12 protein-coding genes are annotated in these 15,009 nt (G+C 67.0%); 7 read left to right on the top strand and 5 right to left on the bottom strand.

The features are described from left to right. Positions 1-2: 2 nt before the first annotated feature. Together HMPREF3097_RS01370 and HMPREF3097_RS01365 are read right to left on the bottom strand one after the other, a co-directional pair. On the bottom strand, positions 3-1,799 hold the full coding sequence (locus HMPREF3097_RS01370; RefSeq protein WP_070760325.1) for a choline/carnitine O-acyltransferase: 1,797 nt from the start codon (positions 1,797-1,799) through the stop codon (positions 3-5). Between the two features lie 10 nt (positions 1,800-1,809). Continuing rightward, complete coding sequence (locus tag HMPREF3097_RS01365) at positions 1,810-3,039, bottom strand: YibE/F family protein (RefSeq protein ID WP_070760323.1); 1,230 nt, start codon at positions 3,037-3,039, stop codon at positions 1,810-1,812. A gap of 119 nt (positions 3,040-3,158) precedes the next feature. Here HMPREF3097_RS01365 and HMPREF3097_RS01360 point away from each other — a divergent pair, with 119 nt between their 5' ends. Together HMPREF3097_RS01360 and HMPREF3097_RS01355 are read left to right on the top strand one after the other, a co-directional pair. Next, positions 3,159-4,295, top strand: coding sequence for a nucleoside hydrolase (locus HMPREF3097_RS01360; protein WP_070760321.1), 1,137 nt, complete (start codon positions 3,159-3,161; stop codon positions 4,293-4,295). 195 nt (positions 4,296-4,490) lie between these two features. Beyond that, a complete protein-coding gene (locus HMPREF3097_RS01355; RefSeq protein ID WP_246821167.1) occupies positions 4,491-6,062 on the top strand; it encodes an alpha/beta fold hydrolase in 1,572 nt (523 codons plus the stop codon). 101 nt (positions 6,063-6,163) lie between these two features. On the opposite strand, the gene metE is transcribed toward HMPREF3097_RS01355, so the two are convergent. Then, positions 6,164-8,446, bottom strand: a complete 2,283-nt coding sequence (metE, locus tag HMPREF3097_RS01350) for a 5-methyltetrahydropteroyltriglutamate--homocysteine S-methyltransferase (RefSeq protein WP_070759456.1) — start codon at positions 8,444-8,446, stop codon at positions 6,164-6,166. 457 nt (positions 8,447-8,903) lie between these two features. On the opposite strand from metE, the gene HMPREF3097_RS01345 reads away from it, so the two are divergent. The 3 genes from HMPREF3097_RS01345 to HMPREF3097_RS01335 are packed head-to-tail and all read left to right on the top strand — an operon-like array spanning position 8,904 to position 11,462. Continuing rightward, positions 8,904-9,650, top strand: coding sequence for a glycosyl transferase family 9 (locus HMPREF3097_RS01345; protein ID WP_070759458.1), 747 nt, complete (start codon positions 8,904-8,906; stop codon positions 9,648-9,650). Beyond that, positions 9,647-10,339, top strand: a complete 693-nt coding sequence (locus HMPREF3097_RS01340) for an energy-coupling factor transporter transmembrane component T family protein (protein WP_246821165.1) — start codon at positions 9,647-9,649, stop codon at positions 10,337-10,339. The genes HMPREF3097_RS01345 and HMPREF3097_RS01340 overlap by 4 nt, the downstream gene beginning before the upstream one ends. Before the next feature lie 4 nt (positions 10,340-10,343). After that, positions 10,344-11,462 carry an ATP-binding cassette domain-containing protein gene (locus tag HMPREF3097_RS01335; protein ID WP_070760315.1) on the top strand — a complete coding sequence of 373 codons (1,119 nt, stop codon included), beginning with the start codon at positions 10,344-10,346 and terminating at the stop codon, positions 11,460-11,462. Between the two features lie 33 nt (positions 11,463-11,495). Here HMPREF3097_RS01335 and HMPREF3097_RS01330 read toward each other — a convergent pair whose 3' ends face one another. After that, on the bottom strand, positions 11,496-11,951 hold the full coding sequence (locus tag HMPREF3097_RS01330; protein ID WP_070760313.1) for a Rieske (2Fe-2S) protein: 456 nt from the start codon (positions 11,949-11,951) through the stop codon (positions 11,496-11,498). Between the two features lie 163 nt (positions 11,952-12,114). Here HMPREF3097_RS01330 and purT point away from each other — a divergent pair, with 163 nt between their 5' ends. Together purT and HMPREF3097_RS01320 are read left to right on the top strand one after the other, a co-directional pair. After that, on the top strand, positions 12,115-13,428 hold the full coding sequence (purT, locus tag HMPREF3097_RS01325; RefSeq protein ID WP_070760311.1) for a formate-dependent phosphoribosylglycinamide formyltransferase: 1,314 nt from the start codon (positions 12,115-12,117) through the stop codon (positions 13,426-13,428). A 67-nt stretch (positions 13,429-13,495) separates the two neighbouring features. Beyond that, entirely contained in the window at positions 13,496-14,389 is an 894-nt protein-coding gene (locus HMPREF3097_RS01320) for an oxygen-dependent tRNA uridine(34) hydroxylase TrhO (RefSeq protein WP_070760309.1), read from the top strand. Positions 14,390-14,396: 7 nt separating this feature from the next. Here the strand turns inward: HMPREF3097_RS01320 and HMPREF3097_RS01315 are convergent, their stop codons facing one another. Continuing rightward, positions 14,397-14,960, bottom strand: coding sequence for a GNAT family N-acetyltransferase (locus tag HMPREF3097_RS01315; RefSeq protein ID WP_070760307.1), 564 nt, complete (start codon positions 14,958-14,960; stop codon positions 14,397-14,399). Positions 14,961-15,009: the final 49 nt, after the last annotated feature.

Here is a 15,009-nt window from a genome sequence, read left to right as displayed (position 1 = left end):
GCCTATTTTTCCAATGCGCCCAGGTAGTCGGCGAGCAGCTGGCCAGCAGTCACGAGGTTCTCCAGGAACCACTGTGGATCCTCTGCGCTCTCGCTGTAGCTCACCAGGTACTCGATGTGCTCCTGATCCGGGGTGTAGTTCACACCGAAGCCCTCGGCGACGCTCGGGGCGAAGGCGTAGCGAATCAGCTGATCCGCCGAACCCACCGATGTCGTGGAGAGGAAGTCCCGCAGCGCGAGCGCTACCCCCTCGTCCTTGAGTAGGGCGATGCCGTCGGCGTCCTCCTCGGACTTCCGGGCGGTGAAGTTCAGTGCCCACAGGTGGCGGTCGATCCCCGCGCCCGCCTTGCAGCTCTTCACCCACCCCCGGTGGGCGGCCAACACTGCGTCCAGCTTCTCGCGGAGTTCCGCATCTGCCGCAGCGGACTCCGCGTCCTCGGCCTTGATCAAGGCCTTAGCGAAGGCCACTGCCTCCGGAGTCGCAGCGCGCAGGCATTCCGTGCGTCCGGCCTTGTACTCGCGCATGTCCACGGCCTCGTAGACACCGCGGGTGCGGCCAAAGGTCAGCTCCTGAGCCAGGGTGAGGATCAGCTGGCTCATCGCATCGGCACTGAACTTGAAGGGAATCTCATCCTGCGGCAGGCGAGGGGCATCCACGATGCGCAGCTCCGGCTCCGCGCCAACGCTCGCCCCGCCCGGGGTTCCCACGCTCGCCAGCTCTTCAGGCACCCGAACCCAGGTCAGCTCCTCGGGGCGAGCCAGCGCGGGCGAGCCCGGGGCCTCGTCCTTGACCTTGACCTCCTGGATGCGCCGCAGCGCCGTGACCAGGGTCGCGCCGTCCACCGTGGAATGCTCCACGTGCATGGCCTGGAAGTTCTGCACCGTGCTGATCACGTAGGTGATCGGCTTGTAGACCCAGGCCAGCCCGGTGCTAAACGCGGCGCGGCGCAGCAGCTCCTCCTCGGAGCCGCGGGTCGAATCGAGAGAGACGTGGAAGAGCTGGTCACGCAGCTGGTCATAGGTCTCCGCGTTGTCGCGGTCGCGGATCATCTCGTTGAAGGGCTCCGCCAGCAGACCCGAGCCCAGGTAGCTCATGTCCGCAAAACCCGGGCGCGCGGCGAGCGCCGCCTCGCCATCCGCCTCAGCCTCCGGGGCTGGAGCATCGACGATCTTGCCGAGCGCGGCGCGGATCGTGGAGATGGACAGAGCATGCCCGCTGCCGTCCGAAATGGGAACATTCCACATCCGCCCCTCATGAAGCACGCCGATCCGGCGGCTGCGCGCCCCCTTGGTGCAGCGCAGGATCTCGTCGCGATCCACATTCGGGTGGCGCAGGCCGCCGTTGAAGCAGCGCCACTGCGTCGAGCTCAGTGGGTTATCGCGGAAGTCGCGCTCCTCCGGCATCTGCCCGCGCGCCTGCATCAGGTGCACCTCCGCAAGGCGGCGGATGACGCGAGCCACCCGATCCAGACCCTCGCCGGCGACGTCGATGCGTGCCTGGAAGCCGACGTTCGTGGTCACCGGGAGGGAGGTGCGGACGTCGAGGTAATCATCCAGCCACTGCTCGGCCAGCCAGCTGGAGTTTTCGGCCTCCTTCTCCTCGGCGAACTCCCGCAGCTGAGCCTGCAGGCGCGGGCCCTCCTGCTGCTTGAAAGAGGCGATGGCCTCGTCGGTGTGGACCAGCTGATCGTTGCTGGCCACGGCACTGACCACATGCCGCAACCGACCCAGGGTGTCCTCTAGCTCCGGCAGCGGCAGAGGCTTCAAAATTGCAGCATTGGATACCGGGTTATTCGTCATGAATTTAATCCTAATGGCTGTGGATATGCGCGTGCCCCGAATCCCTGCTGTTTGGGTCCGCGGTCACAGCCGCGATGGCGGTAGTCAGCGGAATCGCGAGCAGCAACGCGATCGCGCCCGTGACGGAACGCAGCAGCTCGGTGGCCATCACGTCCGAAGTCAGCACCTGCTCGATCGGCCGACCGGAGATGCTCAGCAGCAGCATCATGGGGATCGCCACACCCGCGTACCCCAACACCAGGGTGTAGACCATCGAAGCGATGTGATCCTCGCCGACCCGCATGGCGTTGCGGAAAAGCTGCCAGGCCGAGGCGTCCGGCTCCGCGCGCTTGAGTTCAGTGATCGTAGAGGCCTGCGCGATCGTGGCGTCGTTGAGTACGCCCAGCGCGCCGATGATCATTCCGGCCAGCATCAGCCCGGTGATGTCGAGCTCCGGCAGGTAGAGCAGGATCTGCAGATTCGATTCATCCCCCAAACCCCGCAGAGAGGTGGAGTCGATGGCCAGCCCCGATAGCGCCGTGGCGATGGCCACCGCCACCAGGGAACCGCCCATCGCGGCCGCGGATTTCCAGTTCACCCCGTGGACGAGGAAGACGACGAGGAGGATGACGGTCGCCGCCGTCGTCACCGCCAACCACAGCGGGGAGCCACCCCGCAGCAACGCGGGCAGCAGGAAGGCGAGGATCATGACCATCGTGATCGCCAGTCCCACGAGGGCCCGCAGCCCGCGCCAGCGGCCGACCGCGATGATCAGCACGATCGTGGCCAGCACCCACGCCCACAGTGGGCCTGTGCGGTCGTAGTCCTGGAAGGCGTAGGTGCCGTGGCTGTGGATTAGCTTGATGCTATCGCCCTCATGTAGCTCCGGTTCGCCGGGCATGTGGCGGGACTCTAGTGCGGTGTATTTTCCCTCGTCGGCGCCGTCAGTGAGCCGGACGATGACCTGCGTGCAGTGCTTCTCCGCGAAGGGGTTCTTATCCTCCGGGATCGCTTCGCTGGTCACGCCGATCTCGGTGGCCCCGCACTTCGCGGCGCGGGTGAAGAGCACCTCGCCGCTGGTCAGTGGCCCCGCGTAGCCGGAGTTCTGGTACGCCGGGGTGACCTTGGGCTCCTCGCTGCTGTGCGGCCACTGCACGACGAGTCCGGCGAGGGTGGCGATGGCGAATACCGCCAGGCCGATGGCCAGCATCCACTGGGGTGTGCTCCACCGCTGCGTCGTGTTCTTATGGTGCTTGGCCACGGGTTATCCCTCGCTCAATGTGGCGCGCGGGCGATCGCGCGCCGGGTAAAAGAAAAGTATTACCAATAACTTTGGTGTACCTTACCCGGCGGTCGTGGTGATCGGTAGCGTGAGAGTTTGTGAGCACACCTTCCTTGACAGTCGTGGCCGACGTGGACACCGGCATCGACGATGCCCTGGCCCTGGTCTACCTCTACCGGTTGCATCTGGCCGGGCGGATTGACCTCTCGGTGACCACCAGCGCCGGCAACTGCACCGCCGATGACGCCGCCCGTAATTCCGCAGAAGTTCTCCGGGTCGCCGCCCAGCAGTGGGGACCTTCTTCTTTAGGACGTCACCGCGCCCAACGCGGTGAGGAGTCGGATGCTGTGATCCCGAAGATCACGATCGGCGCGGCGCACCCGCGGGTGCTGCCTTTGGTGACGACGCCGGAAACCCATGGGCCGCGGGGGCTGGGGTACTGGCTGGGAGAGTCCGGCGACGCCCGGCGGGGGCAGGCGGAGGGATCGCCAGGGCAGGCTGAAGCGCCCCTCGCGCCGGGCGGCAGCACACCGGATGGCACCGCGGCTGCGGCGGTGGCCCACTGGGCGGATGCGCAGCCCACCCACCTGCTGGTGTGTGGGCCTGCGACGAACCTGGCCTGGGCGGTGGAGCACGCCCCGGAGGTGCTGCGGGGCTGCCAGGTGGTCATCATGGGCGGGGCATTTGGGTATCCCGGCAACACCACCCCGGTCGCGGAGTGGAACGCGTGGGTGGACCCGCACGCCCTGAAGTATTCCCTGCAGCACTGGCCCGAGGGCGCACCCCTGCCCGTGATCGCCCCGCTGAACATGACCGAGCAGGTGTTGCTCTCCCCGGAGCGGCTCCGCGACTGGGTTGGTGGGCTCGATGGCGCCCAAGCAGGTGCCCATCGAGGCGGCCGGGAGGGCGCGCAGGCGGAGTCGCAGCTCGGCCAGCTGCTGACCGCCGCTATTGAGTTCTACTTCGAGTTCCACGAGCAGGTCGGGGTTGGCTATCAGGCGCAAATCCACGACCTTGCCGCCGCGATGGTGCTGCTGGAGGACGTGGGCTTCGAGGCAACTGAGTTCCACGTGGATGTGGAGGCCGACTCCGAACTCACTCGGGGTGCGACCCTGGCCCTTGATCCGCAGCCACCCTTCGGCCCGCAGCTCACCCCGAATGCGCGGGTGCTGGAGCGCCTGGACGCGACTCGGGTGCTGGAGCGCTTCGGCGAGCTGTTGGCCGGCGAGCCTTGAGCCTTCCCCGGCGGCGCGTCCGGGGCTCTTGTTAGACTTTCCACCGCGAAGTATCAGGTCGCTTGTAGCCAAGGGCAACGCGCTGAGACGCAAGAACGCGTGTTCAGCGGCGAGGGCACGGCTGAGAAGAGACACGGACGAGAAAACACGGTGAGGAGCAGCCCCTTAATGCGAGTAGGTCACAAAATTGCAGGAATGCTGGGAGGCCTCGGACTACTCAGCGCCCTGGTCGCCCCGGCAGCGACCGCGGAGACACAGCAACTTTCCTGGGGCGATTGCCCCGCGGACGTCTTCGTCGCGAAGCGGGCGAAGTGCGCGGAGTTCCAGGTGCCTATGGACTACTCGCAGCCCGATGGGCAGAAGATCACGCTCACGATGAGCAAGATCCCGGCGACCGGCGCCAAGCGCGGCGTCATCGCCGGTAACCCGGGCGGCCCGGGCGGCAGCGCGCTGGAGATGTTCGCGGACAACGCCGCCCCAGACAAGCTCAACGGGCAGCGGGTCAAGCTCCCCGCCGACGTGCAGAAGCACTACGACCTCATCGCGGTCCAGCCCCGCGGCCTCGCCCACGGGGAGGCGCTGAAGTGTAGCTTCGGGCACCTCGCCAGCGGTGTCATCCCGACCCTCGCCGCCGGGCTCTTCCGCGACCTGTGCAACCTCGAGCAGCCCGGCTACTCCCAGCAGGTCACCACCGCAAACACCGCCCGCGACCTCGACCGAGCCCGCCAGCTGCTGGGGGAGGAGCGCCTCAACCTCTACGGCGTCTCCTACGGTGGGGTTCTCATGGGCACCTACGCCACGATGTTCCCGCAGCACACCGGCAAGGCGCTGATCGATAGCTCCGCGAGCCCGGAGAGCCTGTGGTTCAAGACCGGCCGCGACCGCGAGTCCTGGCGCCGCGACGGGCTGCACGATGTCTTCCAGTGGATCGCCGACCGGGACGATGAGTACCACCTGGGCACCACGCCGCTGCAGGTCTACCAGCGCTGGTCGGCCGTCATTGATAAGGAAAGCGGCGCACCCGCGCAGGTCACGCCGCCGCCGGCTGAGATCGGAGACCTCCCAGCGGGGTTGAAGGAGCACGCCAATATCGCGCTGCCCGTCGCGAACCAGGCTTTGCCGCCCGCGTGGCGACTCGGCTCGGCCATGGTCACGCTCGCCAAGGGCAAGCAGCAGGCCACGCTGGCCTCCCCGCTGTTCACCTTCACCTACTTCGGGGCGCTGTATAACCCGGAGATGCGCCCGAAGCTCGCCGAGTACATCCGCACGGGCAAGCCGCCGAAGATGGCGGGCCAGGAACTGGGGCCGAACGGTCGGCCGATCAACCCCGTGACTGGCAAGGAGCTCTCCGAGGAAGAAACCATGGGCCTGCTGGAGCAGATGACCTCCCTGGGCTCCGTGGAACTCTCGATCGTCTGCAACGACAACGCCACGCCGACCAAGCCCGAGATGCTGCCGCAACTGTTCATCGACCAGCTCACCGGCGGCGACTCGATCTCCGCGATCGAGGGCAACCTCGGCTCGGGGCGCGTCTGCGCGGGCTGGCCACTGCCGCACCCGGGAGCGCCAATCAACGGCGAGAAGCTGGAGACCAAGCCCCTGCACGTGGGATTCACGAATGATTCGGCGGTCACCGGCGACGCCATCTGGAAGATGCAGAAGGCTCTCGGCGGCGAGGCCGTGCAGGTGCCGGGCCACGCCCACGGTGTGATGCTCGTTGCACCGGAGAAGGTCGCCGGCAAAGTCAGCGCCTACTTCAACGGCTAGCCATACGCTCTAAAGCATGGCAACGGCCCCGCGCCGCAGAAAGTTTCTCCTGCAGCGCGGGGCCGAATGCTTAACCCAGCGCGGGGTCTAGAGCGCGGTTTTTAGAGGGTGGCGCGCGCCTTCTTCGCGGCGTCGACCAGCACCTCGAGGCTGGCGGTGGTCTCCTCCCAGCCACGGGTCTTCAGGCCACAGTCCGGGTTGACCCACAGCAGCTCTGGGGCGACGTTAGCCAGCGCATCGGCCAGCAGCTGGTCGACCTCCTCCTGCTTCGGGACACGCGGGGAGTGGATGTCCCACACGCCCGGGCCGACACCCAGGTCGTAGCCCGCCTCGTGCAGGGCGGCGAGCACCTGCATGCCGTTGCGGGCAGCCTCGATGGAGGTGACATCCGCGTCGAGGTCGCCGACCGTGCCGATGAGCTCGTTGAACTCCGAGTAGCACATGTGGGTGTGGATCTGAGTCTTCGGCGCCACGCCGGAGGTGGCCAGGCGGAAGGAGCCCACGGCCCACTTCAGGTACGCCGGCTGCTCAGCCTCGCGCAGCGGCAGCAGCTCGCGGATGGCCGGCTCGTCGACCTGAACAACCTTCGCACCAGCGGAGACGAGGTCGTCGATCTCGTCACGCAGTGCCAGGGCAACCTGGTCGGCGGTCTCGCCCAGCGGCTGGTCGTCGCGGACGAAGGACCACGCGAGCATCGTCACCGGACCGGTGAGCATGCCCTTGACCGGCTTGTCGGTCAGCTTCTGGGCCTCCTCGAACCAGGAGACGGTCATCGGCTCCGGACGACGGACGTCGCCGAACAGGATTGGCGGACGGACGCAGCGGGAACCGTAGGACTGCACCCACGCGTGCTCGGTGGAGTGGTAGCCCTCCAGCTGCTCGGAGAAGTACTGCACCATGTCGTTGCGCTCCGGCTCACCGTGGACGAGGACGTCCAGATCCAGCTTCTCCTGGCGCTCGATGACGTCCGCGATTTCGTCGCGCATCGCCTGGGTGTACTGTTCCTCGGTGATTTCACCCTTGCGCAGCTTCGCGCGCGCCTGGCGGATCTGAGTGGTCTGCGGGAAGGAACCGATCGTGGTGGTCGGCAGTGGCGGGAGGTTCAGCTCCTCCTGCTGGGCCTTGCGGCGCTCCTCGATATCACCGCGGTGGCGGTCTTCCTCGGTGATCTTGGCGGTGCGCTCACGGACCTCGTCGTTGTGGGTCAGCTTGGAGGTCGCGCGGGACTGCACGGCTTCGCGGGCCTCGGCCAGCGCCTTCTCGTCGGCCTCGGTGCCCTCACCGCGCAGGACGCGGGAGAGGAGGGCGACCTCGCGGATCTTCTCCTCTCCGAACGCCAGCCAGCTGCGCAGCTCGTCGCCCAGGGTGGTCTCGCGGGCCAGGGTGTACGGCACGTGCAGCAGGGACGCGGAGGTGGAGACGGCGACCGGGCCACGCTCGGCCAGCGCCTTCAGGGTCTCCAGGGCCGCGTCCAGGTCGGTGCGCCAGATGTTGCGGCCGTCGACGACACCGGCGACCAGCAGCTCCTCGCCGGTCCAGCTCGGCAGCTCCTTGCCACCAGCGACGAGGTCGGCGCCGAAAGCGTCGATGCCCAGACCGCTGAGGGTCTTGATGGCCTGGTCGGCGTCGCCGTAGTACGTCTGGACCAGCAGCTTCAGACCGGCGTCGTGGGCGACCTGGGTGAGCTTCTTGTAACCAGCCTTGACGCGGGACAGGGTGGCTGGATCGACGTCGGTGACCAGGGAGGGCTCGTCGAGCTGCAGCCAGGTGACGCCACGGTTAGCGATGCGCGGCAGCAGGCGGCCGTAGGTCTCGAAGAGGGACTCCAGGTGCTCCAGCGGGTTGGAGCCGTCGGTGGAGCGGGCCAGTGCCAGGTAGGTGAACGGGCCGACGAGGACCGGGCGGACCTTATCGCCGTGGCGGTTGACCTGGTCGCGAATGTCGTCCAGCCAGGCGCCGTCCTCGAGGCGGAACTCCTGGTCAGCGGACAGCTCCGGGACGATGTAGTGGTAGTTGGTGTCGAACCACTTGGTCATCGCGGAGGCCGGCAGCTCGGCGGTGCCGCGGGCGGCGGCGAAGAGGCGGTCGATGAACTGCGGCAGGCCATCGTTCTCGTGGTCGCTGATCTCGGCAACGCGCTCCGGCAGTGCGCCGAGGATCGCGGAGGTGTCGAGGACGGCGTCGTAGTAGGAGCGACCCTGGAAGGGAGCGGAGTCGAGGCCCTCGTTGACCAGGCCGTCGGTGTAGTCGTTGACCAGGCGGGTGGCGGTGCCGGCGAGGTCGCGGCCCGTGGCGGAGTCGCGCCAGTAGGCTTCGAGTGCTTTCTTGAGCTCGCGATCAGGTCCGATGCGTGGGACCCCGGCGGTGGTTGCGTGGAAAGTCATGTTTTCCTTCTTCGTGGTTGGTGTTTGGTGACTCACACAGCGGTCGTGCCCAACCCGAAGGCGCAAGAAAGCATGAAACCCCGGGTGATATTTCCTAGCGGCTGTGGCAGTGGTGACCCACAGACTGGTGGCTAGGCGAATATCTCAGGCAAAACCAACGGTTCCTACCGACCGTGTCCGGGGCTCCAGGGGTCGGCAGGTGCTCGCGGCGAACCGTTGTGCGTTGAGTGATATAAAACACTAGACAGCTTGGTCTGTCAATTGCTGTGTAAGAAACAGTGCTCGACCAGTCAGGTTGAGTGTGGCGTCCACCCCGCCCGGCCGCGCGGGAAACCCGGCGTGATCATTTGACGAAACTTAAGTCCATCGACCAGGATGTTTGAGCAACTTTCCACGTTTCCCGCGCCGAGGTGACATAGGCTTTTCGGGGATCACTTCAACCCTGTTTGGAATAGCTATGTCACGCATGCAAAAAAGCCTTCTCGGCCTGGCGGTTCTCATCATCGCCGCGACGTGGTTGACCCTCGTCATCTCCCAGCCCACGGACTCGAATTGGGAGTCGCTGGCTGACTCCCGCAGCTCCACGATCGCGCTCGTGGGCTTCTTGGTTCCGGCGATTCTTGCCCTGATCGCGGTCGTGCCGCAGCTGCCGGTGCGCACCCTCTCGCTGATCCCGGTGGCCCTGGCGCTGAACATCATTACCGGCCAGGTCATCGGCACCATGGGCCTGCCGCTGCCGCTGTACCTGGACTCCATCGGCACCGTTTTGGTCGGCGCGCTCGCCGGCCCCTGGGCGGGCCTGGTCACAGGTGTGCTGAGTTCCCTGGTGTGGGGCACCTTCAACCCGACCGTCGTGCCCTTCGCCGCCGCCTATGCCTTCGTCGGCGTGGCCTCCGGTCTGCTGCGCAAGCTCTTCGTCGGCACGTGGTGGCGCGTGGGTGGGGCGGGCCTCGTCGTCGGCTTCATCACGGCGCTGCTCTCCGCGCCGGTGGCTTCCTTCATCTTTGGCGGCACCGCGGGCACCGGAACCGGCCTGCTGGTCACGGCTTATCGCGGCCTCGGCTTCGACCAGCTGACTGCTGTGTTCCTGCAGTCCTGGACCTCCGATCCGATCGATAAGCTCATCGTCTTCACCATCGTGTGGCTGGTGCTGCGCTGGCTGCCGAAGCGCACCCGCGTGACCTTCAGCCCCGAGAGCAAGTGAGAAAACTCCACCCCTATACGCCGCTGACCGCCGCCATCTGCGCGGTGGTCGTGGTGTTGCTGGCCCACAAGCTGGTTGTCTCGCTCACCGCGCTGGGGATCGCCGCCCTGCTCGCAGCCTTTTTCCGGACTGCTCGTGGCCCGCTGTTCGCGGCGGTGCTGCTCGCGATCCCGACCACCGTGGGCCTGTTTTTGATGCACGCCCCGTTTGGTCAGCACCCCGTTTTCGGTCCGCTGACCTCCGACGGCATGCAGCTTGCGGGCTTGCTCTCCCTGCGCCTCTTTGGTGCCGCGGCGATTGGTTTGACCCTGGGTTCCTTCGTGGATGGGGACCGGTTGATGCGGGCGATGCAGGAGCAGTTCCCCGCGAAGATCGTTTACGTCGTGGGCTCGACCATCCGGCTGTATCCGATGGCCCGGGCACGGGTGGAGACGCTGCACCAGATGTTCACCGCCCGCGGGGTGAACACCGCAGGGGTGCGCGGGAAGCTGAACTTCGTGATGCCCCTGATCGTGGGGCTGGTGGACGATGCCGCGCAGCGCGCCCGGCCCCTGCAACGCACTGGGATCGGGGACCCCGGCCCGCGCACCGTGCTGAACCCGGTTGCGAACCCGGTGGGGCAGCGCGTTCTGCGCTGGGGAATGATCGCCGCCACCTGCGCGGCCATCGTCTGGATTGGAGTGAGCTAGCGCCATGCCAGTGACCCGTTTTATCTGGGGCGATGGGCTATCGGACCACGCCTGGGAAGCAGCGGAGGCGACGGGGGCCGCCTGGGTGGGGAACAACGCCTCCGCCCACATTTCGCTGCTGCGCGCCACGGTGGCCGAAGAGCTGGCCTTCGGCATGGAGCAACAGGGCGTGTCGCGGGAGCAGATGCGCCCCCGCGTGGACCAGGCCCTTCAGACCTGGAGTTTGCAGCACGTCGCGGGCCAGGACCCGATGCGGCTGTCCACCGGGCAGACCCGCCGCATGGCGATCGCCCAAGCGCTGTTGACCCGTCCCGGGGCGCTGGTTCTCGACTGCCCGCTGGACGGGCTGGATACCGCTGCGGTCAACCAGCTCGCCGAGGTGCTAGACGCCTATCCCGGCGAGGTGACGGTCTACGATCGCCGCCCGTCCGCGGTATCCGAGGCAGCAGTTCAGCAGTTCCAGCTTTCCGACGGCGAGTTGCGTCAGCGGCCGATTCCGGAGTTCGACCTGCCGGTTTTCCCTCCCCGTACCCGCTCCGACGAGGCCAGTGCTCACGCCAGTGCCGACGACGTCGCCGCGCAGCGGGTTGCGTTGTCTGCCCGGAACGTCCAGGTTCGTGGCCTGGGGCCGTTTACGGTCGACGCCCCGGCTGGCCAGGTCACCCACATCGCCGGGCCCAATGGCTGCGGCAAGACCTCTTTGATGCTGGCGGCACTCGGCCTGGTGGACTACGAGGGCACCATCACTGCCGGTCGCTGCGGCTGGGCGCCCACCGCGCTGGACCAGTCCTTCCTTCACCGCCGGGTGATCGATGAGGTCGCTGGCGACCGGAAGGCGCTGGAAATCTTTGGCCTGGAGAAGTGGGCCGAGGAACACCCCCTGGACGTTCCCACCTCCGATCGCCGGCTGGTGCTCGTGGCTGCGACGATGGCTGGCCAGCCGGACGTCCTGCTGCTCGACGAGCCGACGGTGGGCCTGGATGTGGACGGCCACCGCAAGCTGCTGGAGGGCATCGACGCCTTCGTACGCCAGGATCGGAAGCCCGCGGTGCTGTGGACCTGCCACGACCAACGGGTGGCGGACGCGGTGAGCGACCGCTCGATCGTCATCGCGCAGGATTAAAACACCCAGGCCACGGCCCTGGGAGGGGTCGCGCTAGTTGATGACCTCGACGGCGTCCTCGTTGACCTGGACGTCGCGGGCCAGGGCCATCGGGTCGCGGGAGGGCCCCTCCACCACATCACCAGTGGCGGTGTCGAAGACCGAGCCGTGCTTTGGGCAGATCGCGACGGTCATGCCCTCCTGCTCGGCGATCTCGTCGATGCGGCCGCGGGCGTGCGGGCACTCGGTGGAGTAGGCCATGAACTTATCCTTCTCCGGCTGCGCGATGATCCAGTTATCGATGATCTTCGCCCCACCGACCGGAATGTCGGTTTTCGCGGCCTTCGCTACGGTCTCCTCACCAGCGCAGGCGGCGAGCAGCGCGCCCGCGGCCGTGGCTGCCGTGGCCAGAGCCGCACCGCGCAGCAGGCTGCGGCGGGAGCAGGAGAACTGGCCGGCGCCGGTGGCCGAATCAGAAGTGGGCTGGGGGTTCGAAAACTGCGAGCTCATGGCTCCATTATGGGCGCCTCAGAACGGCAAAGCCACTTGTGCGTTGCGCCCGTGTTAGCGGTCGGGTCTGCGCAGTTCGCAGGTCCTGGGATCGCTGCCTGGCTGCGTGATGATCTCGAAAGCGGATTAGACGCGCCCGCATTGCCAGCTAGAATTGCGCTTCATGTACACCCCACAAGCGATCGGCACCCCCAACAGTGACTGCGCGACAGTCGTCATGATCCTGGGGGCCGGTGAGCTCGGCCGTGAGTTGACCATTGCCCTCCAGAGGTTCGGCGTGGAGGTGCACGCCGTGGATCGCTACCAGGGCGCGCCCGCACACAACGTGGCCAATCACGCGCACGTGTTGGACCTCATGGACGGCGAGGCACTGCGCGAACTCATCACTGAGGTCCGCCCGCACATCGTGGTCCCGGAAATCGAGGCGCTGGCGGTGGACGTCCTCGCCGAACTGGAAGCCGAGGGGGCCGTCACCGTCGCCCCGACGGCGCGGGCAGCGCAGCTGACGATGGACCGCGAGAAGATCCGCACGATGGTCAGCGAGGAGCTCGGCATCCCCACGGGCGTGCACCGCTTCGCCGCCACCCCGGAGGAGCTGCACGCCGCGGCCGAGGAGATCGGCTTCCCGTGCGTGGTCAAGCCGGTCGTGTCCTCCGCGGGGCGCGGCCAGAGCTACGTGGCCAGCGCCGACGAGCTCGACGCCGCCTGGGACTTCGCGCTCTCCGATGTGCGCGTGAACTGCGAGAGGGTCATCGTCGAGCAGTTCGTCCCCTTCGACTACGAGATCACCCTGCTCACGGTGCGCAGCATCGACCCGGTCAGCGGCCAGCCCGCCACGTGGTTCTGCGAGCCCATCGGCCACCGCCAGGACCTCGGCAAGTATGTGGAGTCCTGGCAGCCCGCGACGATGGGGGACTCCGCGCTGGATAATGCCCGCTCGGTGGCGGCACGCGTGACCAACGCCCTGGGCGGCCGGGGAGTGTTCGGCGTGGAGCTGTTCATCAAGGGCGATGATGTGTACTTCTCCGAGGTCTCCCCGCGGCCGCACGACACGGGCATGGTGACCATTGGCACGCAGCGCTGCAGCGAGTTCGAGCTGCACGCCCGCGCGGTGCTGGGCCTGCCGATCGATACGACCCTGATCTCCCCGGGAGCATCCGCCGTGATCCTTTGCGAGGACCTGCCGGAAGGCGCTGCGGTGGAGTATCACGGCCTGGCGGAGGCGCTCGCCGTCCCGGAGACGAAGGTCCGCCTCTTCGGAAAGCCGGTCGGCTACAGCCGACGCCGCATGGGCGTGGCCGTCTCCACCGCGGAGACGATCGAGGACGCCCGCGACCGCGCCGCCGATGCCGCCGGGGCCATCAAGATGCGGGTAGCGGAGGCCACCCACGAGGACCGCACGACTGCCGAGGATGCCGGTCACTCGACCGAGGACGAGGCCGACCTGCCGACGGGCGAGCAGCCTGCGGTGGACTAGCCCGGCACCGTTGGTGCAGCTCCCGGCGGTTTAGGGCGTCCCCGCTGGTGGGGCTACACTTTGAGGCATGGCTGTTAGCGCGACCGACCTCAAAGAATCCCGCATCCTGCTGTACTACTGGTTCACACCCATCGCGGACCCCACGGCGATCATGCTGTGGCAGAAGCAGCTCTGCGAAAACCTCGGCCTGACCGGGCGCATCCTCATCTCCGAACACGGCATCAACGGCACCGTGGGAGGATCCTTGCACGCCTGCAAGCAGTACGCGCGCCGCACCCGCGAATACCCCGGCTTCAAGGGCATGGAGTTCAAGTGGTCGCAGGGCGGGGCGGAGGACTTCCCGCGCCTGTCGGTCAAGGTGCGCGACGAGATCGTCGCCTTCGGAGCGCCGGGCGAGCTGAAGGTGGACGAGAACGGCGTCATCGGGGGAGGGACCCACCTGAAGCCGGAAGAGGTCAACAAGCTGGTCGAGGAGCGCGGCGACGACGTCGTCTTCTTCGACGGACGCAACGCGATGGAGGCCGAAATCGGCCGGTTCAAGAACGCCGTCGTCCCAGACGTGGAGACCACCCACGACTTCATCAAGGAACTGGAGAGCGGCAAGTACGACTGGATGAAGGACAAGCCGGTCGTTAGCTACTGCACGGGCGGAATCCGGTGCGAGGTCCTCAGCGCGCTGATGAAGAACCGCGGCTTCGAGGAGGTCTACCAGATCGACGGCGGCATCGTCCGCTACGGCGAGAAGTACGGGGATAAGGGCCTCTGGGAGGGATCACTGTACGTCTTCGACAAGCGCATGCACATGGAGTTCTCCGAGGATGCGAAGCAGCTCGGCTTCTGCAAGAACTGTGGGGCGGCGACGAATACCTTCCACAACTGCGAGAACTCCGAGTGCCGCGAACAGATCCTGCTGTGCGAGGACTGCGCGGCCGACCCGGCGGTGACCTGCGGGGAGTGCTAGCCGCCGGCTAGTCGAGCTCGAGCTGCATCTCCACGTGGTCGATGCCCTCGACGTCGAAGGGCTCGCCCACGGTAGCGAAACCGTAGCCCTCGTAGAAGGGCACTGAGTGGCTCTGCGCCTCGATCTTCACGATCGACTTCTGGGTCGTGGGATCCAGGGCTGCGGCGCGCTCGCGGACGACCTCCAGGGAGCGCGCGAAGAGGTTGTGCGCGATCCCGTAGCCGCGCAGGTCCGGGTGGACGCAGAGGCGGCCGATGTGCTGTTCCTCCGGCGGTCCGAAGACCCGCACGGTGCCCACGAGCCGCATGGGGGAGCCGGGGTCGGCGGTGCCCCACGGGTAGTCCGGGCCGCTGCCGGGGTGGACGTAGGCCAGCAGGTGGTGGGTCTCCGGCAGGGCGTCCTGGTCATCGATCTCCGGGAACGCAGCGCGCTGTTCGTTAACGAAGACGTCCACCCGCAGCTTGTAGAGGGCGTGGACCTGGTACGCGGGCATGGACAGCAGGGTTCGCCCGGTGATGTAGACCTTTGGTGCTTCTTCTACGGCGTCGTTTTCCAGAGTCATGAATCGCATGTTACCTAAGCCACAAGGGCTCTGAAGGGGAAAGGAAACCCCCACGCAA

Origin of the sequence: Corynebacterium sp. HMSC27B11, assembly GCF_001815985.1 — a bacterium.
In the GTDB taxonomy this organism is placed as follows: Bacteria; Actinomycetota; Actinomycetes; order Mycobacteriales; family Mycobacteriaceae; genus Corynebacterium.
This window is presented reverse-complemented; position numbering and strand designations above follow the sequence as displayed.